This is a genomic window from Candidatus Thiothrix phosphatis (genome assembly GCF_035668035.1).
Classification (GTDB): Bacteria; Pseudomonadota; Gammaproteobacteria; order Thiotrichales; family Thiotrichaceae; genus Thiothrix; species Thiothrix phosphatis.
The window spans coordinates 13,259-34,537 of sequence record NZ_JAYMYJ010000150.1 but is presented as its reverse complement, the minus strand read 5'-3'; the positions used below and the strand labels follow the sequence as shown (position 1 = coordinate 34,537).

20 protein-coding genes are annotated in these 21,279 nt (G+C 59.4%); 11 read left to right on the top strand and 9 right to left on the bottom strand.

Going from position 1 to position 21,279, the window contains the following annotated elements; translation table 11 throughout:
* Nucleotides 1-16: 16 nt before the first annotated feature.
* The 5 genes from VSS37_RS19140 to VSS37_RS19120 all read right to left on the bottom strand — a co-directional run bounded on the left by VSS37_RS19140 (nucleotide 17) and on the right by VSS37_RS19120 (nucleotide 5,683).
* On the bottom strand, nucleotides 17-1,174 hold the full coding sequence (locus tag VSS37_RS19140; RefSeq protein WP_324697814.1) for an ABC transporter substrate-binding protein: 1,158 nt from the start codon (nucleotides 1,172-1,174) through the stop codon (nucleotides 17-19).
* 32 nt (nucleotides 1,175-1,206) lie between these two features.
* The gene (locus VSS37_RS19135) at nucleotides 1,207-2,007 is read right to left on the bottom strand and encodes an alpha/beta fold hydrolase (protein WP_324697812.1); all 801 of its coding nucleotides are present in this window, start codon (nucleotides 2,005-2,007) and stop codon (nucleotides 1,207-1,209) included.
* Nucleotides 2,004-3,584 carry a benzoate-CoA ligase family protein gene (locus tag VSS37_RS19130; protein ID WP_324697810.1) on the bottom strand — a complete coding sequence of 527 codons (1,581 nt, stop codon included), beginning with the start codon at nucleotides 3,582-3,584 and terminating at the stop codon, nucleotides 2,004-2,006. The genes VSS37_RS19135 and VSS37_RS19130 overlap by 4 nt, the downstream gene beginning before the upstream one ends.
* Nucleotides 3,585-3,668: 84 nt before the next feature.
* Nucleotides 3,669-5,207, bottom strand: coding sequence for a 3,4-dehydroadipyl-CoA semialdehyde dehydrogenase (locus tag VSS37_RS19125; RefSeq protein WP_324697808.1), 1,539 nt, complete (start codon nucleotides 5,205-5,207; stop codon nucleotides 3,669-3,671).
* Complete coding sequence (locus VSS37_RS19120; RefSeq protein ID WP_324697806.1) at nucleotides 5,204-5,683, bottom strand: 4-hydroxylaminobenzoate lyase; 480 nt, start codon at nucleotides 5,681-5,683, stop codon at nucleotides 5,204-5,206. Before VSS37_RS19120 ends, VSS37_RS19125 begins: the two co-directional genes overlap by 4 nt.
* A 148-nt stretch (nucleotides 5,684-5,831) precedes the next feature.
* Here VSS37_RS19120 and VSS37_RS19115 point away from each other — a divergent pair, with 148 nt between their 5' ends.
* The 9 genes from VSS37_RS19115 to pcaF all read left to right on the top strand — a co-directional run bounded on the left by VSS37_RS19115 (nucleotide 5,832) and on the right by pcaF (nucleotide 16,141).
* Nucleotides 5,832-6,758 (top strand): helix-turn-helix transcriptional regulator, encoded by a 927-nt coding sequence (locus VSS37_RS19115; RefSeq protein ID WP_324697804.1) that lies wholly within the window; start codon nucleotides 5,832-5,834, stop codon nucleotides 6,756-6,758.
* 129 nt (nucleotides 6,759-6,887) lie between these two features.
* Nucleotides 6,888-8,546: a 2,3-epoxybenzoyl-CoA dihydrolase gene (boxC, locus tag VSS37_RS19110; protein ID WP_324697802.1), complete on the top strand. Its 1,659-nt coding sequence runs from the start codon at nucleotides 6,888-6,890 to the stop codon at nucleotides 8,544-8,546.
* A 26-nt stretch (nucleotides 8,547-8,572) separates the two neighbouring features.
* Nucleotides 8,573-10,000 (top strand): benzoyl-CoA 2,3-epoxidase subunit BoxB, encoded by a 1,428-nt coding sequence (gene boxB, locus VSS37_RS19105; protein WP_324697800.1) that lies wholly within the window; start codon nucleotides 8,573-8,575, stop codon nucleotides 9,998-10,000.
* Nucleotides 10,001-10,104: 104 nt separating this feature from the next.
* On the top strand, nucleotides 10,105-11,382 hold the full coding sequence (boxA, locus tag VSS37_RS19100) for a benzoyl-CoA 2,3-epoxidase subunit BoxA (protein WP_324697798.1): 1,278 nt from the start codon (nucleotides 10,105-10,107) through the stop codon (nucleotides 11,380-11,382).
* A complete protein-coding gene (locus tag VSS37_RS19095; RefSeq protein WP_324697796.1) occupies nucleotides 11,382-12,188 on the top strand; it encodes an enoyl-CoA hydratase-related protein in 807 nt (268 codons plus the stop codon). The genes boxA and VSS37_RS19095 overlap by 1 nt, the downstream gene beginning before the upstream one ends.
* Nucleotides 12,185-13,696: a 3-hydroxyacyl-CoA dehydrogenase gene (locus tag VSS37_RS19090; RefSeq protein WP_324697794.1), complete on the top strand. Its 1,512-nt coding sequence runs from the start codon at nucleotides 12,185-12,187 to the stop codon at nucleotides 13,694-13,696. Before VSS37_RS19095 ends, VSS37_RS19090 begins: the two co-directional genes overlap by 4 nt.
* Entirely contained in the window at nucleotides 13,693-14,487 is a 795-nt protein-coding gene (locus VSS37_RS19085; protein ID WP_324697792.1) for an enoyl-CoA hydratase/isomerase family protein, read from the top strand. Before VSS37_RS19090 ends, VSS37_RS19085 begins: the two co-directional genes overlap by 4 nt.
* Nucleotides 14,484-14,939 (top strand): MaoC family dehydratase, encoded by a 456-nt coding sequence (locus tag VSS37_RS19080; RefSeq protein WP_324697790.1) that lies wholly within the window; start codon nucleotides 14,484-14,486, stop codon nucleotides 14,937-14,939. Before VSS37_RS19085 ends, VSS37_RS19080 begins: the two co-directional genes overlap by 4 nt.
* Complete coding sequence (pcaF, locus tag VSS37_RS19075; protein ID WP_324697788.1) at nucleotides 14,936-16,141, top strand: 3-oxoadipyl-CoA thiolase; 1,206 nt, start codon at nucleotides 14,936-14,938, stop codon at nucleotides 16,139-16,141. Before VSS37_RS19080 ends, pcaF begins: the two co-directional genes overlap by 4 nt.
* Nucleotides 16,142-16,182: 41 nt before the next feature.
* Here the strand turns inward: pcaF and VSS37_RS19070 are convergent, their stop codons facing one another.
* Both VSS37_RS19070 and VSS37_RS19065 read right to left on the bottom strand, forming a co-directional pair.
* Nucleotides 16,183-16,740 (bottom strand): DUF2889 domain-containing protein, encoded by a 558-nt coding sequence (locus VSS37_RS19070; RefSeq protein WP_324697786.1) that lies wholly within the window; start codon nucleotides 16,738-16,740, stop codon nucleotides 16,183-16,185.
* 90 nt (nucleotides 16,741-16,830) lie between these two features.
* A complete protein-coding gene (locus VSS37_RS19065) occupies nucleotides 16,831-18,024 on the bottom strand; it encodes a YbfB/YjiJ family MFS transporter (RefSeq protein ID WP_324697784.1) in 1,194 nt (397 codons plus the stop codon).
* Between the two features lie 98 nt (nucleotides 18,025-18,122).
* Here VSS37_RS19065 and VSS37_RS19060 point away from each other — a divergent pair, with 98 nt between their 5' ends.
* Nucleotides 18,123-18,980, top strand: a complete 858-nt coding sequence (locus VSS37_RS19060) for a LysR family transcriptional regulator (RefSeq protein WP_324697781.1) — start codon at nucleotides 18,123-18,125, stop codon at nucleotides 18,978-18,980.
* Nucleotides 18,981-19,320: 340 nt separating this feature from the next.
* Nucleotides 19,321-19,524, top strand: coding sequence for a hypothetical protein (locus VSS37_RS19055; protein WP_324697779.1), 204 nt, complete (start codon nucleotides 19,321-19,323; stop codon nucleotides 19,522-19,524).
* Between the two features lie 7 nt (nucleotides 19,525-19,531).
* On the opposite strand, the gene VSS37_RS19050 is transcribed toward VSS37_RS19055, so the two are convergent.
* Both VSS37_RS19050 and VSS37_RS19045 read right to left on the bottom strand, forming a co-directional pair.
* Nucleotides 19,532-20,569: a sensor histidine kinase gene (locus tag VSS37_RS19050; RefSeq protein WP_324697776.1), complete on the bottom strand. Its 1,038-nt coding sequence runs from the start codon at nucleotides 20,567-20,569 to the stop codon at nucleotides 19,532-19,534.
* Nucleotides 20,566-21,279: response regulator transcription factor (locus VSS37_RS19045; protein ID WP_445971500.1), on the bottom strand; the 714-nt coding region annotated here is incomplete at its 5' end. The genes VSS37_RS19050 and VSS37_RS19045, both read right to left, overlap by 4 nt.

Below are 21,279 nucleotides of genomic sequence, written 5' to 3'. Positions count from 1 at the left end.
TCTGGGGGAAAATGGGTTACATCCGGCAGCCTTTTGCCGGGTCAGCCAGGGCTTTGGAGGCAACGCTCACCTCCGGGTTCTTTTCGCCCTTGGCTTCACGCAGGTAAATGTCCTGCACCGGGTTATGCGCCTTGGAGAAGGTGAACTTGCCGCGCGGGCTGTCGATTTCAGCGGCTTCCACAGCGGCGGCAATCTCGGCGGTCTTGCTGACATCGCCCTTGACCGCATCCAGGCCGATCTTCAGCACCTGGGCGGCGTCGTAGCCCTGCACCGCGTACACATCCGGCTGCGCGTCATAGGCTTTGCTGTAAGCTGCGCGGAAGGTTTTGTCCTTGGGCACATCCAGCTCGTCCGCGTAATGCAAGGTGGTCATCAGCCCTTCGCCCGCGCCGCCTTGCGCCTTCAGGGTGCCATCGGTGAGGAAGCCCGCGCCGTACAGTGGAATGCTGCCCATTAACCCAGCGGCCTTGTAATCCTTGACGAATTTGACCGCCCCCGCCCCGGCAAAGAAAGTGTAAACCGCATCCGGTTTGGTCGCGGCAATCTCAGTCAGCAACGCCTGAAACTCCACATTCGGGAACGGCAGGCTGAGTTGCTTCACCACTTCACCACCCTTCTTTTCAAATGCCTCCTTGAAGCCATTGACGGATTCATCCCCGGCGGCATATTTCCAGGTAATAGTGACAACTTTCTTGTAGCCTTTTTCCGCCATCACTTCGCCCATCGCGTAGCCCGGCTGCCAGTTGGTGAACGAGGTGCGGAAGATATTCGGCGCACACAGCGGGCCGGTGATCGCATCGGCCCCAGCGTTAGGCACCACCAGCAAAGTGCCGGTATCCTTGGCGGTTTTGGCCATGGCGGCGGCCACCCCGGAATGCACCGTGCCGACCAGCACATCCACCTTGTCGCCCTTGATCAGTTTGTTGACATTATCGGTTGCCTTGGCCGGGTCGGACTCATCATCCACCTTGACGTATTCAACATCGCGGCCACCCAGCTTGCCGCCGTTTTCATCCACATACAGCTTGAAACCATTTTCAATGGCGCTGCCCAGCGTGGCGTAAGTGCCGGTGGCGGGCAGCATCAGCCCCACTTTCAGGGGTTTGTCATCAGCATGGGCAGATGTTGCGCACAGGACGGCGGCTGCCAGCACAGTGGCACGGAATAATTTCATAGGGTTCCTCCTCCAGGATAAATTCGGGATCGCTAGTGTTGATGAATGAAGTCCGCAGTGACCCGGATCAGCTCCTCAGCCTGATCACGGTGCGGGGAATGTCCACAGTTGTTCAGCTCTATCAGTTGGGTTTGCGGGGCGCATGTGGCAATGCCGTGGATTTGCGCCAAGGTGCCGTATTCGTCATCCAGCCCCTGTATGGCCAGCAATGGGCACTGGATGTGTGCCAGTTCAGCCTCAATCGACCAGGTGCGGAAATCCGGATGCAACCAGATGTCGTTCCAGCCCCAGAAGGCCGAATCCGGGTCCTGATGGTAACGCCCCAGTTTGGCAGGCAGGTCAGTGCTGCGGTAAACCTCGCGGGCCTGCTCAATGCTCTGGATGGTGATGTCTTCCACCTTGATATGCGGAGCCAGCACTATTGCTCCGGCCAGTTGCTGTGGGAAACGCGCGGCATACAGCAGGGCAATCGAAGCGCCGTCGCTGTGCCCAAACAGCCACAAGGGTTGTTGGCCACCTTCCACGCCCACGGCTTGCAGGAACGCGGGCAACACTTCATACGCCTGCCGATGCATGAAATCCGGCTGCCAGTGCTCATCCGCCGCACGCGGGGTGGACTGCCCATAAGCCGGGCGTGAATACACTAGCCCACGACAACCCAGGGTTTCGCACAGGGTTGCAGGAAACGCACGCCACATGCTGCGCGAACCCAGCCCTTCATGCAGGAACACCAGCAGCGGCGTGGTCGGATTATCCACCCCTACCCATTGGTATTCGATGCTGACCGGGCGGCCTGCCCAGTCAATGTCGGCAAACTGCACTGCCCCGCTCATGCCGCCTGCGCCTCCATCTCACGCAGCTTGAAACGCTGGATTTTGCCAGTGGCAGTTTTCGGCAACTCAGTGACGAATTCCATAAAGCGTGGGTATTTGTAAGGGGCCAGCCGTTCCTTGACGAAGGCTTTCAGCTCGGCTTTCAACGCGGCCTCGTCAATCTCGCTGTCGTCTTTCAGCACAATGAACGCCTTGGTCTTGACCAGCCCATCAATATCAGTCTTGCCTACCACCGCCGCTTCCAGCACCGCCGGATGTTGGATCAGGGTGGCTTCCACCTCGAACGGCGAGACGTAAATGCCACTGACTTTCAACATGTCGTCACTGCGCCCGGCGTAGGTGTAAGTGCCGTCAGGATTGTGTACGTATTTGTCGCCGCTTTTGGTCCAGCCACCCTGGAAAGTTTCGCGGGTTTTGGCGCGGTTATTCCAGTACATCAGGGCGGAACTGGGGCCTTTGACATACAGGTCACCTGCTTCGCCATCGGCTACGGCCAGACCATCCTCATCCCGCAGGGCGATTTCGTAGCCCTCCACTGGCCAACCGGTGGTGCCGTAACGCACCTGCCCAGGACGGTTAGAAATATAAATATGCAGCATTTCGGTGGAACCGATCCCATCAATGATTTCCACCCCGAAACGTTCGGTGAAACGCTCGCCGATTTCGGCAGGCAGGGCTTCGCCTGCGGATGACGCCAGCCGCAATGACACCTGCTCACGCGTGGGCAATTCCGGGTTGGCCAGCATCCCGGCAAACCCGGTCGGCGCGCCAAAGAAGATGGTTGGCTGATGTTTAACCCAGCGCTGGAAAACCGCCGCTGGCGTGGGCCGCACGCCCATCAGCACCGTGGTTGCCCCGACACTCATGGGGAAACTCAGCCCATTGCCCAAGCCGTAGGCAAAGAACAATTTGGCGGCGGAAAAGCACACATCGTCCTCACGCACACCCAGGGTACGCTTGCCGTAGAGTTCCGCCGTCCAGTACGGGTTGGCGTGGGTATGCACGGTTCCCTTGGGGCGGCCAGTCGAGCCGGAGGAATACAGCCAGAAACCGGGGTCATCCCCACAGGTGGCGACCGCCTTGAACAGCGGTGAGTGCGCTTGCAGGAAGTTGTTGAATTCCACTTCGGAAGGATGCAAAGGCGTGGCCGGATGCGACACGACCAGCTTTTTCACTTCATGGTCGCTGCGGGTCATGGCGGCGGTCAGGGTCGGCAGCAATTCACCGGAGACCAGCGCAGCCTGCGCACGGGAATGTTCCAGCATGTAGGCGTAATCGTCCGCTGTCAGCAGGGTATTGACCGCCACCGGCACAAACCCGGCATACATCGCCCCTAAAAAGCTGACAATCCAGTCATTGCAGTCATGCATCAGCAGCAACACCCGCTCTTCACGGCGTAAACCCAGGGTCGTCAGACCAGCGGCCAGTTGCTGCACTTTCGCAGCCAATTCGCCGTAACTCATCGTGCCGTCATCGTCGATGTAGGCAATTTTCTCGTGCCGTTGCGCATTACATTCCAGCAAATGCTGGGCGAAATTGAATACCTTGCCGGGGATGGCAATCTCCTCAATACTCATCAGGTCATCCTCCTCGATAGCCTTGCCGATGTTCGTTCTATGACCGTTCTTATGGTTTTGGCGGGCGGGAAAAGCGCACAGGGTTTACAGCTTTTCCAGCACGTTGGTGCTGGCCTGCACCGCACTGCGACGGTGGTAGAAATTCAGGGCACGCAATCCGCCCAGTTCCTCGCCACCACCGGCGCGGCCGGGGCCGCCGTGCAGGGATTGCGGCATCACATTGCCATGCCCGGTATGGAGCGCACCGACTTCCGGGGAAATCACATGCACGCGCCCGTGGCTGTCCGCCAGTTCCACCGCTGTGCTGGCCAGCGCCGCCGGGTCGTCACCGTACAGGGAAACCGCCAACGAACCCTGCCCACGCCGCACCAGTTGCAGCCCATGCTCCAGGTCGCGGTAAGCAATCAGGGTGGCCACCGGGCCGAACACTTCCACGTCATGTACCAGGGTGGCCTCATCCGCATGGCGCACACCCAGCAGGGTCGGCGCGATACAGCAGGCTACGCTAGAATCCGCATCCACTAGTGCCTGCTGTGCGCCGTCATACAAGGTTTCCGCCTGGGTTTTCAGCAGACCCAGACCTTCCTGAATGGAAGCCAATTGGCTTTGGCTGACCACTGCCCCCATGCGCACACCTTCGCTGCGTGGATTGCCGACGGTAGTACGCCCCAGACGCGCGCTGATACCCGCAGCGGCGGCGTCATACAGGGCTTCGGGCACGAAAATACGGCGGATCGCGGTGCATTTCTGGCCGGATTTGACCGTCATTTCGCGCACTGCTTCTTTCACCAGCAAATCAAAGGCTTCTGGGGAAGCATCCGGCAGCAGCAGGGCAGAATTAATGCTGTCGGCTTCAATATTCACCCGTACCGAATGCCTCACCACAGCTGGATGCGAACGGATTTTGGCCGCTGTCGACGCCGAGCCGGTGAATGACACCACATCAAACGGCTGCAACTGATCCAGCAGGCCATCCGGGTTGCCGCAAATAATGGACAGCGCCCCGGTGGGCAACACGCCTGCTTCCACCACATCCTGCACCATGCGCTGGGTCAGCCAGGCGGTGGCAGAGGCGGGTTTGACAATCACTGGCACGCCGGACAATAGCGCCGGAGCCGCTTTTTCCCACAAACCCCAAGCCGGAAAGTTGAAGGCATTGATAAACAGCGCCACCCCACGGGTCGGGGTCAGGATATGTTGCGACTGAAACAACGGGTCCTTGCCCAGCCGCGCCAGTTCCCCATCCAGCAGGTAATGGCGCTCACCCAGGCTGTCACCCATTTTGGCGTATTGCCCCAGGGTGAAAATCGCGCCATCCACATCCACCGCACTGTCATTCTTGACCGTGCCGCTATTGGCGGTGGAAATGTCGAAATACGCATCACGGTTGGCTTGCAGCACTTTTACCGCCGCACTGAGCATGGCGGCGCGTTCGCGGTAGGTCATGGCGCGCAAGGCCTTGCCACCTTGTTCGCGGGCAAAGGCGAAACCTTCCGCCAAGTCCAGCCCGCTGGCGTCGATGCGCACCAACGGCGTGCCCAACACCGGATCAGTCAAGGTCGCGCCAGCGCCGGTGCCAGTTTGCCAGCGGCCGCCGAGGTAGTTTTGAAGCAATTCAGTCATGGGGTCACACCTGTTTTGGTAAATTCGATACTGCCCTGGGGCAGCAGGTACAGCACCAGCGCACGGCCTTTGCTGACAGTGGGGAAGTGGGTGCTATCCGGCGGATACACCAGCCAGCCTGCGCCATGGGCGTCGAATTCGGCAGCGTCGTCCAGCGGCATAATCAGGTCGATTTCTCCATTGGGGTGACGGTGATGCGGCCCGGCCAGATCGTTCATATCCACCACATCCACGGAAAAGCCGTTCAACTCCTTGTCTGGCTTGAAAATGCGCCCGTAACGGATACCGGCGGCTTCCCGTTCGCATAGCCAGCCCTCCGCCACCCCACGTTGGCAGGATTGACGCAATTGGCTGTAGGTGGGGCTGCCAACACCGTGTTCACGGTTTAGCCAAGCTTGCAACTCACTGTCGAGCGCCCGCCCGGCGAGCTGACCTGTCAATTGCTTGACCTGTTGACGAAATTCCATTGCTGACATGCGCTATCCTCCTTCCGCTATGCATGTGCCGTAACTTGATAATTCAATCGACATGAATTATCTTGCATGCAAGAACAATATCGCTGCTCATGAACTCTGTCAAGCACTATATTGCATGTTTTTAGCGAACTCATTTAGGAGTATGCAAATGACTGCACACATTTCCCATGCGGCTACCGGGGCAGGCTCCCCCCCAACAGCCGAAGACAAACACCCCTTCCTGGTTGCCCTGGGCGAGCGGATACGCGCCCTGCGCTCACGGCGCGGCATCACCCGCAAGGCGCTGTCCATCAGCGCGGGCGTGTCGGAACGCCATCTGGCCAATCTGGAATACGGCGAAGGCAACGCCTCCATTATGGTGTTGCTGCAAATTGCCGAAGCCTTGCAAACCAACCTCACTGAACTGGTCGGCGATTTCACCACGGACTCGCCGGAATGCCTGATGATCCGCGCCCTGCTGGAAAACCAGAGCGAGGAAACCCTGCGTGAAATCCGCGTTAAAATCACTGAGTTATTAGGTGAAACCAGTAACGCCAACATCCTCAGCCCGCGTATTGCGCTGATCGGTCTGCGCGGCGCGGGCAAGTCCACGCTGGGGCGGATGCTGGCGGAAGACCTCGGCTTTCCATTCGTGGAACTGAGCCGCGAAATCGAAAAGTTCGCCGGTTGCAGCATCGCCGAAATCCAGGCGCTGTACGGCATGAACGCTTACCGCCGTTACGAACGCCGCGCCATCGAGGAAGCCATCCAGCTTTACCCGGAAGCGGTCATCTGCACCCCTGGCGGGCTGGTGTCAGACCCTGTCACTTTCAATGAGTTACTGTCACATTGCACCACTGTCTGGTTGCAGGCCACGCCGGAAGACCACATGCAACGGGTGATGGCGCAGGGCGATTTCCGCCCCATGTCCGGCGGCAGCAAGGAAGCGATGGACGACCTCAAGCACATCCTCGACGCCCGCAGCACCTTTTATTCCAAGGCGCAATTCAAGCTGGACACCAGCGCGCAATCCGAGGCGGAAAGCTTCCTCAAGCTGCGCGACATGATGCGGGATGCACTGCAAATGCCCCAGTAAACCTTTTACGATCCTGTCAATATGCATTTTTATGCATAATAGCTATTGACCTCCTGAAAAATACTGCACTATACTGCAAGCCATGAACACATCAATCAATGCAGTATAGTGCTTTCAGGAGGATATTCCGTGACTACCACCACCCGTGTCGATTACCAGACAGACCCTTCCCAATACCAACACTGGTCACTTTCATTTGATGGCCCTGTCGCCACACTCGGCGCTGACTTCAATGAAGACGGTGGCCTGCGCCCCGGCTACAAACTCAAACTCAACAGCTATGACCTCGGTGTCGACATTGAACTCAATGACGCCATCAACCGCATCCGTTTCGAACACCCGGAAGTGCGCAGCGTTGTCGTCACCAGCCTGAAAGACCGCGTGTTCTGCTCCGGCGCGAACATTTTCATGCTGGGCGTCAGCAGCCATGCCTGGAAAGTCAACTTCTGTAAGTTCACCAATGAAACCCGCAACGGTCTGGAAGATTCCTCCCGCTACAGCGGCCTGAAATTCATTGCCGCCGTAAACGGTGCGTGTGCTGGCGGCGGTTATGAACTGGCCCTGTCCTGCGATGAAATCATCCTGGTCGATGACCATTCCAGTGCGGTCAGCCTGCCGGAAGTGCCATTACTCGGCGTACTGCCAGGCACCGGTGGCCTCACCCGCGTCACCGACAAGCGCCATGTGCGTCACGATCTGGCGGACATTTTCTGCACCGTCAGCGAAGGCGTGCGTGGCAAGAAAGCCAAGGAATGGCGTCTGGTGGACGACATCGCCAAGCCTGCCGTATTCCAGCAGGCCGTACAGGCCCGTGCGCTGGAACTGGCCGCACAAAGCGACCGCCCGGCCAGTGCACAAGGCGTCAAACTGACACCGCTGAACCGCGTGATTGCCGAAGATGCACTGCGTTACACCTATGTCACCGTTGACATTGACCGTACTGCACGCACCGCCACTTTCACCATCAAGGCACCGGAAGGCGAACAGCCGACCACTGTCGCAGGCATTGAAGCCGCCGGTTCCAACTGGTATCCGCTGGTGCTGGCGCGTGAACTGGAGGACGCGATCCTTTCCATGCGCACCAATGAACCTGAGGCAGGTATCTGGTTGCTCAAGACCACGGGCGATGCAGCCCAGGTGCTGGCGATGGATAACACCCTGATGGTCAACCAGAACCACTGGTTTGTGCGTGAAACCATTGGCCTGTTGCGCCGCACCCTCAGCCGTCTGGATGTGTCTTCCCGCAGCCTGTTTGCGCTGATTGAGGAAGGTTCCTGCTTTGCGGGCACCTTCCTGGAACTGGCGCTGGCCTGTGACCGCAGCTATCAGCTGATGCTGCCGGATGAGCCTGGGAAAACCCCCACCATCACCGTTTCCGAAGCCAACTTCGGCCTGTACCCGATGGCGACTGACCAAAGCCGTATCGCGCGCCGTTTCTACGAGGAAGAGCCAGCCATCACCGCTGTACGCGAACAGGCAGGCCGTGCGCTCGACGCTGACGCCGCTTTCGCCCTCGGCCTGATCACCAGCAACCCGGACGACATCGACTGGGCGGATGAAGTGCGTATCGCCATCGAAGAGCGTGTTGCCATGTCCCCCGATGCACTCACCGGGCTGGAAGCCAACCTGCGCTTCAACGGTACGGAAACCATGTTCACCCGCATCTTTGGCCGCCTGACCGCGTGGCAGAACTGGATCTTCCAGCGCCCCAATGCCGTCGGCGAGAAAGGCGCACTGAAAGTTTACGGCAAAGGCGACAAAGCCCAGTTCGATTGGAACCGCGTATAAGCAAACCCCCAGGAGGAGACCACACTATGTCCACTATCGATTATCAGGAAAAAATTCCGAATAACGTCAATCTGAAGGAAGACCGCACCCTGCAACGCGCCCTGGAACGCTGGCAACCCAGCTACCTCGACTGGTGGCAGGATATGGGGCCGGACGGTTCCACCAACTTCGACGTTTACCTGCGCACCGCCGTCAGCGTTGACCCACAGGGTTGGGCGCAATTCGGCCATGTAAAAATGCCGGATTACCGTTGGGGCATTTTCCTCAATCCCGCCGAGCAAGACCGTAAAATCCATTTTGGCGACCATCTGGGCGAAGCGGCATGGCAGGATGTCCCTGGCGAATACCGTGCCAACCTGCGCCGCATTATCGTCACCCAAGGCGACACCGAACCGGCCTCCGTGGAACAGCAACGTCACCTGGGCCTGACCGCGCCCAGCCAGTACGACCTGCGTAACCTGTTCCAGGTGAATGTGGAAGAAGGCCGCCACCTGTGGGCAATGGTTTACCTGCTGCACAAATACTTCGGCAAGGATGGCCGTGAAGAAGGCGAAGCCCTGCTGGAACGCCGCAGCGGCCAGACTGACAACCCACGTATTCTGGAAGCCTTCAATGAAGAAACCCCGGACTGGTTGAGCTTCTTCATGTTCACCTATTTCACCGACCGTGACGGCAAGTTCCAGTTGTGCGCGTTGGCGGAATCCAGCTTTGACCCGCTGGCGCGCACCACCAAGTTCATGCTGACCGAGGAAGCGCACCACATGTTCGTGGGTGAATCCGGCATTTCCCGCGTGATCCAGCGTACCTGCCAAGCGATGAACGAGCTGAAAACCGATGACCCGGCCAAGCTGCGTGCCGCAGGTGTGATCGATCTGCCAACCATCCAGCGTTACCTGAACTTCCATTTCAGCGTCACCATCGATTTGTTCGGCGCGGATGAGTCCAGTAATGCCGCCACCTTCTATACCACCGGCTTGAAAGGCCGTTTCGAAGAAGGCAAACGCACCGACGACCATCAGTTACGCAATGACTCTTACCGGGTATTGGAATTGCGTGATGGCCAGTTGCGCGAGAAAGAAGTGCCGATGCTCAATGCGCTCAACGAAGTGCTGCGCGACGACTACATCACCGACAGCAAATCCGGTGTGGAACGTTGGAACAAAGTCATCGAAAAAGCAGGCATCCCGTTCCGCCTGAACGTTCCGCACAAAGCTTTCCACCGCAATATCGGCGCCCTCAAAGGCGTGAAAGTGAACCCGCAAGGCCAGGTCATCAGTGACAACGAATGGAATGCACGCAACCACGAATGGCTGCCCAGCGAGTCTGACCGCGCCTTCGTCGCCAGCCTGATGGGGCGTGTGGTGGAACCGGGCAAATTCGCCAACTGGATTGCGCCGCCGGTGATGGGCATCAACCGCCAGCCGGTCAATTTCGAATACGTGCGCTTCAACTGATTAACGTTTGACTCCTCTCCTCAAAGCGGTGCGCGTGGGGGCTTTCTGCCCTCACCCACTGTCTTGATGCATGCAATAACACATAACCTGCTTTAGGAGGCGCAATGGAAACCGCCAGCCCCGAGGTGTTCCAACAACACCTGATAGACCCTGAAATCTGCATCCGCTGCAATACCTGCGAAGCGACCTGCCCGGTGGATGCGATCACCCACGATGCCAGCAATTACGTCGTTGACGCCACCAAGTGCAATTTCTGTCTGGCCTGCGTGCCGCCTTGCCCGACCGGTTCAATCGACAACTGGCGCCATATGCCACGCCAGCGTGTTTACAGCCTGGAAGAGCAATTCGGCTGGGAGGAATTGCCCCCGGAACTCTCTGCCGGACAATTGGCAGAATGGGGCGTGACTGCTGAAGCAGCACCAGCCACGCCGCCAACCAACACCGCCAGCACAACATCCGCTGATACCGATACTTTCAACAGCGGGCAATACAACGCCAGCGTGCCGCCGTGGTCAGCCGCACACCCGTATACCAACCTGTTCGGCCCCAAATCCGCACAGCCGTACATTACCGCCACAGTCGCCGGGAATGTGCGCGTCACCGATGTCGGGCATCAGTACGATACCCACCACATTGTGCTGGATTTTGGCACGCAAACCTTCCCGGTGCTGGAAGGGCAATCCATCGGCATCATTCCGCCGGGAACGGACGCCAAAGGCAAGCCGCACCATGCCCGCCAGTATTCCATCGCCAGCCCACGCAATGGTGAGCGCCCCGGCTACAACAATATTTCCCTGACCATCAAGCGCGTGCTGGAAGACCATGACGGCAAGCCGGTGCGCGGGGTGGCTTCCAACTACATGTGCGACCTGAAGGTGGGCGACAAGGTGCAGGTGATCGGCCCGTTCGGCTCCACCTTCCTGATGCCCAACCACCCGCATTCCAATATTGTGATGATCTGCACCGGCACCGGCAGCGCGCCGATGCGTGCCATGACCGAATGGCGGCGGCGGCTGCGCAACAGCGGCAAGTTTGAAAGTGGCAAGCTGATGCTGTTTTTCGGCGCACGCACCCCGCAGGAACTGCCGTATTTCGGCCCGCTGCAAAAACTGCCGAAAGATTTCATCGACATCAACTTCGCTTTCTCACGCATCCCCGAGCAGCCGAAACGCTACGTGCAGGATGTGATGCGTGAACGCGCCGCCGACCTCTCCCTACTGTTGCAAGACCCGAATACCAGCATCTTCGTCTGCGGCCTGAAAAGCATGGAAGAAGGCGTGGTCAAGACACTGCACGACATTGCCAATCATGCCGGGCTGAACTGGGACAAACTCGGTGCCGAGCTGAAACAGCAGGGCCGTCTGCATCTGGAGACGTACTAATGAACAACAGTCACGATTTTCAGACGATTGCCGTTAGCCAGCGCGCCCCCGGCGTGATGCAGGTCACCATGTCGCGCCCCTCGGTCTTTAATGCTTTCGACGATGTAATGGTGAAGGAGCTGGATCAGGCTTTCACCCAACTGGCCGAAGATGACAATGTGCGCGTCATTATCCTCGCCGGTGACGGCAAGCATTTCAGCGCCGGAGCCGATTTGCAGTGGATGCAACGCGCAAGCCAGGCTTCCTTCGACTGGAACCTGGAAGACGCGCGCGGTTTTGCGGGCATGTTCGCCTGCATCCAGAGCGCGCCCAAACCGGTGATTGCGCGGGTGCAAGGTGCCGCATTGGGTGGCGGCACCGGGTTGGTCTGTGCCTGCGACATCGCCATTGCTGCGGACAATGCCAGCTTTGCGATTAGCGAAGCCAAGTTCGGCATTCTGCCCGCTGTGATTGGCCCTTACGTCATCAATGCGGTTGGCAAGCGGCAGGCGCAACGCCTGGCCATGACCACCACCCGCATTCGCGCTGACGAAGCCTTGCGCTTGGGGTTGGTGCAACAGGTGGTCGACGCCGACCAACTCGATGCAGCCGTGGACGCCACCGTGACCGAATTGCTGGCCAGCGGCCCGAATGCCCTGCGCGAAATCAAGCAGCTCTACGCCCGCCTGCCGGTCGGTGACATGACCGATAGCGAGCTGGAGCTGACCGCGCAAACCATTAGCCGTGTACGTGGCACTGACGAAGCCCGCGAAGGTTTCGCCGCCTTTCTTGAAAAACGCCCTGCCAACTGGATACCTGCCGCATGAATACGCAAAACCTGAATCAAACCCCGGTGCTCGTGGTCGGTGCTGGCATTATGGGTGCTGGCATTGTCCAGATCGCAGCCCAGGCTGGGCACCCGGTCATGCTGTTTGACACCCGTGAAAATGCTGCTGCCCAGGCCAGGGAACAACTGGCCACCACCTTCGACAAGCTGGTGGACAAAGGCAAGCTCAGTGCCGAAGCCGCCAGTGCCGCGTTGCAACGCATCCAGCCAATTAACGCGCTGGAGCAAGCGGCCAACGCCGGGCTGGTGGTGGAAGCCATCCTCGAAAACCTGGAGATCAAGCGCGGCCTGTTCCAGCAACTGGAAGGCATAGTTTCCCCCGAATGCATTCTGGCGACCAACACCTCCTCGATTTCGGTCACCGCCATTGCCAACGGCCTGCAACGCCCGCAACGGCTGGTCGGGATGCACTTTTTCAACCCGGTGCCGCTGATGAAGCTGGTGGAAGTCGTGTCCGGCCTGCAAACCGACAAAGCGGTGGCGGAAACCACTTTTGCACTCTCCAAAAGCTGGGGCAAAACGCCGGTTTACGCCAAATCCACCCCCGGTTTCATTGTCAACCGCATTGCCCGCCCGTATTACGCCGAAACCCTGGCCCTGTTGCAGGAACAGGCCGCCACGCCTGCGGTGCTCGATGCCTGCCTGCGTGCCGCCGGGTTCCGCATGGGGCCGTGCGAACTGATGGATCTGATCGGGCATGACACCAACTTTTCCGTTACCCGTTCGGTGTACGAAGCCAATTTCTACGACAAGCGTTTCGTGCCTTCACTGGTGCAGAAAGAGCTGGTCGACGGCGGCTTGCTGGGGCGCAAATCCGGGCATGGTTTCTACGATTACCGCGCAGGTGCCGTAAAGCCGGAGCTGCCGTCACACAATCCGGTCGAGCTGCCGGAAATCCCCGCCATGACCCTGTGTGGCACGGGCCGGGTGGCTGAGTTGCTGTCAGAACGTCTGCAACACAGCGGTGCGGCTTACCGGCAGGAAACCGCCAGCCCGTGGGTTGGGCTGCGGCTGGGCAATGCGGAACTGCGCTTGAGCGATGGCCGTACTGCCTCGCAACTGGGCAAGAATATTGCGGTTTTCGATTTGCCGATCAGCAAGCAAAGCGGCGCGACCCTGGCCTGGGCTGCCTCAAAACACAGCGACGCGGCATGGCAAACGCAAGTGGCGCAATGCCTGCAAGCACTCGGCTTTAATCCGCTACAGATTGCTGATACCCCAGGGCTGGTCGTGGCCCGTACCATTGCCATGCTGATCAATGAAGCCGCCGATGCGGTGCAGCAAGGTGTGTGTACACCGGAAGGGGCTGATGCCGCCATGAAACTGGGCGTGAATTACCCGGCAGGCCCGTTCGAATGGCTCGCGGAGTGGGATAGCAACGCCGTCATCAACCTGCTGGAAGCGCTGGATGAACATTACCGGGGCGAACGTTACCGGGTCAGCCCATACCTGCGTGCCAGCCGGGTGGTGCAGGAGGAAGCCGCATGAAACTGGAGCTGGCGGACAATTTGTACGTCGACATGGGTGACAACGGCGTGGCGGAAATCGTGCTGGGGCCGGAAGGCGGTATGCCAGTCGCTGACGCCAAAGGCCACGCCGCCCTCGGCACGGTTTGGGCGCAGTTGGAAGCCATGCCGCAGGTGCGCTGCATTCTGGTACGCAGCAGCGGGCGGGCATTCTGCGCGGGCGGCACCATGGATTTGATTGCCGACATGCTCGACAGCGAAACCACCCGGTTGCGGGTGATGCGTGAAGTGCGGGTGATGGTGCAGGCAATGCTGGAATGCGACCTGCCGGTGGTTTCCGCCATCAATGGCGCGGCGGTGGGTGCGGGCGCGGCACTGGCGCTGCTGGCGGATATTTCCATTGCCGGGCACAAAGCCAAAATCATCGACGGGCATACCAAGCTGGGCGTGGCGGCGGGCGACCATGCGGCGATTATCTGGCCATTGCTGTGCGGCATGGCCAAGGCCAAATACCACCTGCTGCTGTGCAATAGCATCGACGGGCAGGAGGCCGAGCGCATTGGCCTGGTCAGCCTCGCGGTTCCCGATGAGGAATTGCTTAGCAAAGCGCGGGACATCGCCGCCACCCTCGCCGCAGGCAGCCCAACCGCACTGGCGCATACCAAGCGCAGCCTTAACCACTGGTTGCGTGCTGCTTGGCCTGCTTTTGAACACTCCCTGGTGCTGGAAATGCTCAGTTTCAGTGGAGCCGATGCCCGCGAAGGCTTTGCCGCCTTACGGGAAAAACGCAGCCCGGAGTTTAGCCCGCGATGAAATTCCGTGAATTTTACGCCGGGCAGGTGATCACTGCCGGGCCTTACGCCGTCCACGAGCACGAAATTGTGGAATTTGCCACTGCTTACGATCCGCAGTGGTTCCATACCCACAAGGATGCGGCGGATCAGGGGCCATTCAACGGCCTGATTGCCAGCGGCTGGCATACCTGCGCGATGGCGATGCGCCTGACTGCGGATGCGGCACTGGCCGGGTCGGAATCGTTTGCCTCGCCAGGGCTGGCGTATGTGCGCTGGCCGCATCCGGTACGCCCCGGCGATGCGCTCACCCTGACCCTGAGCGTGATCGAATCCCGCCGCTCGCAAAAGCGCCCTGATCTGGGGCTGCTGCGCTGGCGCTGGCAATTGCATAACCAGGACAACGACGAAGTGCTGGATCTGGAAGCCACCAGCCTGTTTGACCTTTCCCGTGAGGAGGAAACCAACCCATGAAGCAAGCCTTTATCTGTGATGCCATCCGCACCCCGTTCGGACGTTATGGCGGTTCTTTGTCCGGCGTGCGTGCCGATGATCTGGGCGCGGTGCCGCTCAAGGCACTGATGGCGCGTAACCCCAATGTCGATTGGGCCGCCGTCACCGATGTGATTTTCGGCTGCGCGAACCAGGCCGGGGAAGACAACCGCAATGTGGCGCGCATGTCCAGCCTGTTGGCGGGGCTGCCGCTGGAGCTACCCGGTTCCACCGTCAACCGCTTGTGCGGTTCGGGCATGGATGCGATTGGCACTGCCGCCCGTGCCATCAAGGCCGGGGAAGCCGGGCTGATGATTGCTGGCGGGGTGGAAAGCATGAGCCGCGCCCCCTTCGTCATGCCCAAGGCTGACACTGCGTTCAGCCGCAGCAATGCGGTCTACGACACCACCATCGGCTGGCGTTTCGTCAATGAATTGATGCGCAAGCAATACGGGGTGGATTCGATGCCGGAAACGGCGGAAAACGTGGCGGTGGATTTCCAGATTGAACGCGAAGCACAAGACCGCATGGCGCTGCGTTCGCAGATGAACGCCGCCCGTGCGCAACGTGACGGCACTTTCGAGCAGGAAATCACCCCGGTGACGATTCCGCAGCGCAAGGGCGACCCGCTGATCGTTAACCTTGACGAACATCCGCGCGAAACCTCGCTGGAAAAGCTGGCGAAACTGCGCGGCGTGGTGCGCCCGGACGGAAGCGTCACCGCAGGCAATGCCTCCGGCGTGAACGATGGTGCATGTGCGTTATTGCTGGCGGATGAAGCTAGCGCCGCACAATACGGCCTGCTGACGCCGCGTGCACGTATTCTTGGCATGGCAACGGCTGGGGTGCCGCCGCGCATTATGGGCATGGGCCCAGCTCCCGCCACCCGCAAGGTACTGGCGCAAACCGGCCTAAATCTGGCGCAGATGGATGTGATTGAGCTGAACGAAGCGTTTGCTGCGCAAGGTCTGGCGGTATTGCGCGATCTGGGGCTGGCGGACGATGACGAACGGGTGAATCCGAATGGTGGCGCGATTGCCTTGGGGCATCCGCTGGGAGCCAGTGGTGCGCGTTTGGTCACCACTGCCATGTACCAGTTGCAACGCAGTGGCGGGCGCTACGCACTGTGCACCATGTGTATCGGTGTCGGGCAGGGTATTGCGATGGTGATTGAGCGGGTGTAATCCCGCACTTGTTCCGAACGGTTTTCAGGCAGGGTTGGCGCTCAACCCTGCTGTTTTAGCTGATAGAACTGCGGCCATTGACGCGCCACCACCGGGCCGTCACTGGCCAGCGCGTAACAGGTGTCCAGGATCACCGGCTTTTTCCCCGGTTCGCGGTTGGCTTCCTCGCGGCGATGGTTGTAGAGCGACTGGAACGCGGTGGTCGCCATCTGCGCCAGCATTTCGGTGATGTGGGTACAGCCTTGCGTACCCCCCAGCAATTCCTTGACCTTGGCGTTCCAGCCAGGGCCCATCCTTACCCCGATCAGCCGCCGGAAGGTCTGCGGCCCACCCTGGCAGTGGTTGAACGGTGCCCATTCCGTCACCGCCTCCGCATCCCGCACCACCATTTCCTGATCGATGGTCAGGCGCACCCACATGTCATGCAGGGCGTCGCCTGCGGGAATGGCCCCGCCCCGATCCACATTGGGAATGTCAAACGGTTTGGTATCGGTCAGGTGGCCTTCGATATCGAACAGGCCGTCATCACGGGCAAAACCTTGCATGGTCAGGGTGCGGGTATGCAATGGGGAACGTTGTGCAGGGGAAGACAGGGGCATAATCAACTCAACAACGGACAATAAAAGGAGGATTATAGTGCTTTGCTGCACTGCGGAAAAGCCGCTGCACGGGCAGTGGGCCTTTCGCCTTCAATACGTAGCCTGCTGACGGGCTTGCCGGTATTCACGGATACGCAACCGCAAGATCAGCAAGGTTCCCAGCAACATCACCGCCGCCGCCAGATACAAGCCATCCGCATAACTGCCGCCGCTGCGGGCCGCCAATACGCCGGTCAGCGCGGGCGCGGCAATCTGCGCCACGCCGTAGGAAAGCGTCATCTTGCCCATCATCTTGGCCGGACGGGTCGGATAATAACGCCCTGCCATGGTCAGCACCAGGCTGACAATGCCAATGAAGGTGCCGCCAAACAGCGCCGCCCCGGCGAAAGTCAGCAGCACATTGTGGCTCATCACCGGCAGCAAAATGCCCACAATCTGCAATACGAAAGCCATCAGCAAGGCGTTCAGGTCGCCGACCTTGCGGGCGATCAAATCCCAGTTGATGCAAGCAGGCGCCGCCGACAGCCCCAGCACCAGAAAACTGAGCGAACCCCGGCCTTCCAACCCCGGCAGATGGTCGACAATGGCGACAATGAAGGTGGCGCTAACCACATAGCCCACGCCAGCGCAGAAATAAGCGGCCATGAAGGTATACAGAAAGGTTTTGTCCGGCGGATTATCCACCATGGCAGCACCGCTACGCGTCATGCCACTGGTATCCGGTGGCGGCAGCCAGCGCCAAGCCGGAACCATCAGCAACGCCCCCAACAAGGTGAACAGCAGCCATTGTTGATCCCAACTCAGGTAATGCTGCATCAACTCCACCCCCAGCGCGCACAGGGCGATGCCCAACCCCAGCCCGGTGAAATGGATGCCCAGTTCGCTGCGGAAATCATGCCGTATCAGCCAGTTGAGGATCAGCCCCGACCCCAGCAACAAACCGGCGGCGCTGCTCAATCCGGCGAAATAGCGTAAGACGGCCCATACCCAGACATTTTCAGTCAGCCCCATCCCGGCGGTTGTCACTACGGCCACCACCAGCCCGATGCGGTACAAACGGTCTTTCAACACCAAGTCGCTGATCAGGGAGGCAATCAGTGCCCCGCTGAAATAGCCGAGGTAATTGATCGCCGCCAGCCAGCCGCCAGCAGCGACACCCAGCCCGGCCTGTTGCTGCATGACCGGCAGCAGGGGCGTATAGGCGAAACGGGCAATCCCCAGCATCAGGATCAGGCTCAAGATGCCCGCTGTCAGCACTTTCAACCGTTCTGTTTTGATGTCCATACAACCTCCCTTGTATCGGTTTGACAGAATGTATAGTGAATGTCGTATCATTTCTAATGAAAAATAAAGAAGCTTACATTCTGTTTTGGAGAAGCATTATGGAGATTCAGGCATTACGCACGTTTCAAGCCGTGGTGGAGGAAGGCGGCATCCTGTCCGCTGCCCGCAGGCTCAATACCGTGCAGTCCAACGTCACCGCACGTATCAAGCGGCTGGAGGAAGAGGTCGGGGTGGAACTGTTCTACCGCCAGGGGCGCGGGCTGGAACTGGCCCCGTCCGGGCGGGTATTGCTGGATTACGCCCGCCAGATCCTGCAACTGGAAAGTCAGGCGATCATGGCGGTGCGGCAGGTTGGCGACAAAACCGGCGAGTTGCGCATCGGCGCGATGGAAACCTTCGCCGCCTTACGCTTGCCGCTGGCCCTGAGCAGCCTGCGGCAAAGCTACCCGGAGCTGGATTTACGGGTGACCACCGACACTTCCGGCGGCTTGCTGGACAAGCTGTTGAAACACCAGTTGGATTGCGCCTTCGTCGGCGGCCCGGTCGAACACCCCGAGCTGCTGACCAGCGAAGTCTTGCAGGAAACCCTGGTGCTGGTTCATGCCCACCAGACCGATTACTGCCATCTGCCGCTGATTTTGTTCCGGGAAGGTTGTGTGTACCGGGAACGCGCCCTGCTCTGGCAGCGGGAATGCGGCCATCCGTTCAGCGAAGTAATGGAATTCGGCACACTCGACGGCATCCTCGGCTGCGTCGCCATCGGCCTGGGTTGTACGCTGGTGCCACAATGGGTGGTCGACAACAGCCGCTACCAGCAAGCGCTTGCAGTGGAGGCATTGCCCTCACACATCGCCACCGTACCGACCATAATGGCGCGGCATCGCCATACCCTACCACTGAAAGCCTTGGCCGCTTTAGCCGGGGTTGTTGAAGCGCAACCAGCATTCATAAAATAGATAAAATTTTGATAAAATTTTTATATAGAAAACTCAAGTTAACAGGTTATAATATGATCACGATATTAAAATTATAAAGGGTTCTCACTATGCTGCAAATAGAGCCATCGCCGAAGAAAAATATACCAACCAGCAACTTAGCTCTAATGGAGGAGCGGGAAAGTTGCCCCAGATGCGGTAGTTTGGTCTGGGAGCAGATACGCCGCACCCGGCTACAAAAATTATTGCATCCCTTCAAGGGGCGTTGTTACTGTCGCGCCTGCCAGCAGGAGTTCTGGCGCAACACCCGGAATGACGCCGACTTCGAAACTTCCTCATAACACGGATAGAAGAAACGTTGATGAATACCGCAACATTGCTGTGGGGTTTGCTGTTCAGCTCCATCGGACTGGGCTATTTCATGTACGGCAGAAAGCAACACAGCCCGCTTCCCTTGTTGTGCGGCCTGGGATTGATGGCGTACCCCTACTTTGTTTCCAGCAATCTCCTGATGGTGATCATCGGCGGCGTATTGGCCGCCCTCCCCTACTTCATCCGCCTGTAGGCAGCAGTCAGCGTAGCGGCAGGACAACCGTCACCTGCAAGCCGCCCAATCCAGGTGCGCATCCAAAGGTCAACGCGCCGCCATACAGTTTGACGATGTCTTTGCAGATGGCGAGCCCCAAACCGTGGCCTTCCACTGATTCATCCAGACGCACGCCGCGTTCCGCCAGTTGCTGCAACTCAGCGGCACCTCCACCCTGGCCGTCATCTTCCACCGTAATCCGCAGCTGACCCTCGGCACAGGCAAGCTGGCAGCGGACGCGTTCCTGCGCCCACTTGCAGGCGTTATCCAGCAAATTGCCAATCAGCTCCAGCATGTCCTCACGGTCGCCGAAACGGGGAATGTCCGGCGCAATCTCCAGCGTAATGCAGCGGGGAGATTTGTGATGAATGCGCGCCAATACCTCGATCAGGGTCGGCAATTCCGCCTGCGGCTCGAAGCGTCGGGCGGTTCCACCCTGCCCCGCCAGCCGCGCCCGCTTGAGTTCGCGCTCGGTCAATTGACGGATACGTTCCGCCTGTTGTCTGGCCTGGCGGTTGACCTCCGTATCTTCCGCCTGATCCAGGTATTGCATCAGCAGGTTGAGCGGCCCCTTGAGCGCGTGGGCAAGATTGCCAAGCGCGTTGCGGGAACGTTCCAGCCGTTCCTGCATCCGGTTGAGCAGATGGTTGAAGGCGGCCACGATCGGGTGGATTTCGGCAGGCACCGCCTCGTCCAGCTTGCTGACGCCGCCCGCCTCCAGTTGCAGGAGTTCGGCGCGGATGTGGTCGAGACGGCTGAAAGTGCGGCGGATCACGACCCCCTGGACAATCAGGATCAGCACGATCCCGCCCGCCGCCAGAAAGGGAAACAGCCATTTGAAGCGGTGCTGGCGATGTTGCGCCTGGGGGATGGCGGCAGCGTCGCCAGCCGCTGGCGTGCAGGCATACGCCGGTTCATCGCTTAAATTCCGTGGCAACTGGCTGCCTACCACCCAGATCAACGCCATGACCAGAATCAGGGTGATGGCCAGATTGACCTGTAACTGGCGCTCAAGCGATTTCATACCGGCGGCTCCGGCTTGGCAGGATCAACGAACACATAGCCCTGTCCCCGCCGGGTAAGGATGCGCCATTCCCCCAGCTTGCGGCGCAAATGACGCACGTAGACTTCGATCACATTGCTGTCCAGATCGAAATCCTGCTCATAAACATGCTCAATCAGGCGCGACTTGGTGAGAATTCTGCCCGGATGCAGCATAAAATAGCGCAGCAGGCGAAATTCGGTGCCGGTCAGCGCAAAGGTCACATTGTCGCCAGTCGTCACCTGCTGGTGTTCCTCATCCAGTTTAAGCCCGCAACACTCCAGCACCTGGTTGGCGGCCAGCGCCTGGTGGTTTCGGCGAATCAACGCCTGCACCCGCGCCAGCAATTCTTCGAAATGGAACGGCTTGCCGAGGTAATCGTCAGCCCCGGCCTTGAAGCCGTCCACCCGTTCATGCCACGCATCACGCGCCGTCAGGATGATCACCGGCACGCGGTTGCCGCGCAGCCGCCAGTGTTGCAGAACCTCCAGCCCGCTGCGTTGCGGCAGGCCGAGGTCGAGGATGACGGCGTCATAAGGCTCCTCCTCACCCATGAACTCAGCGTCCACGCCATTGCCCGCGACATCAACGGCAAAGCCTTCGCGCTTCAAACGCTGGTGCAAATCAGCGCTTAACGCCACGTCATCCTCCACCAGTAACAAACGCATCCGGCCTCCTTGCCAAGGGATTAC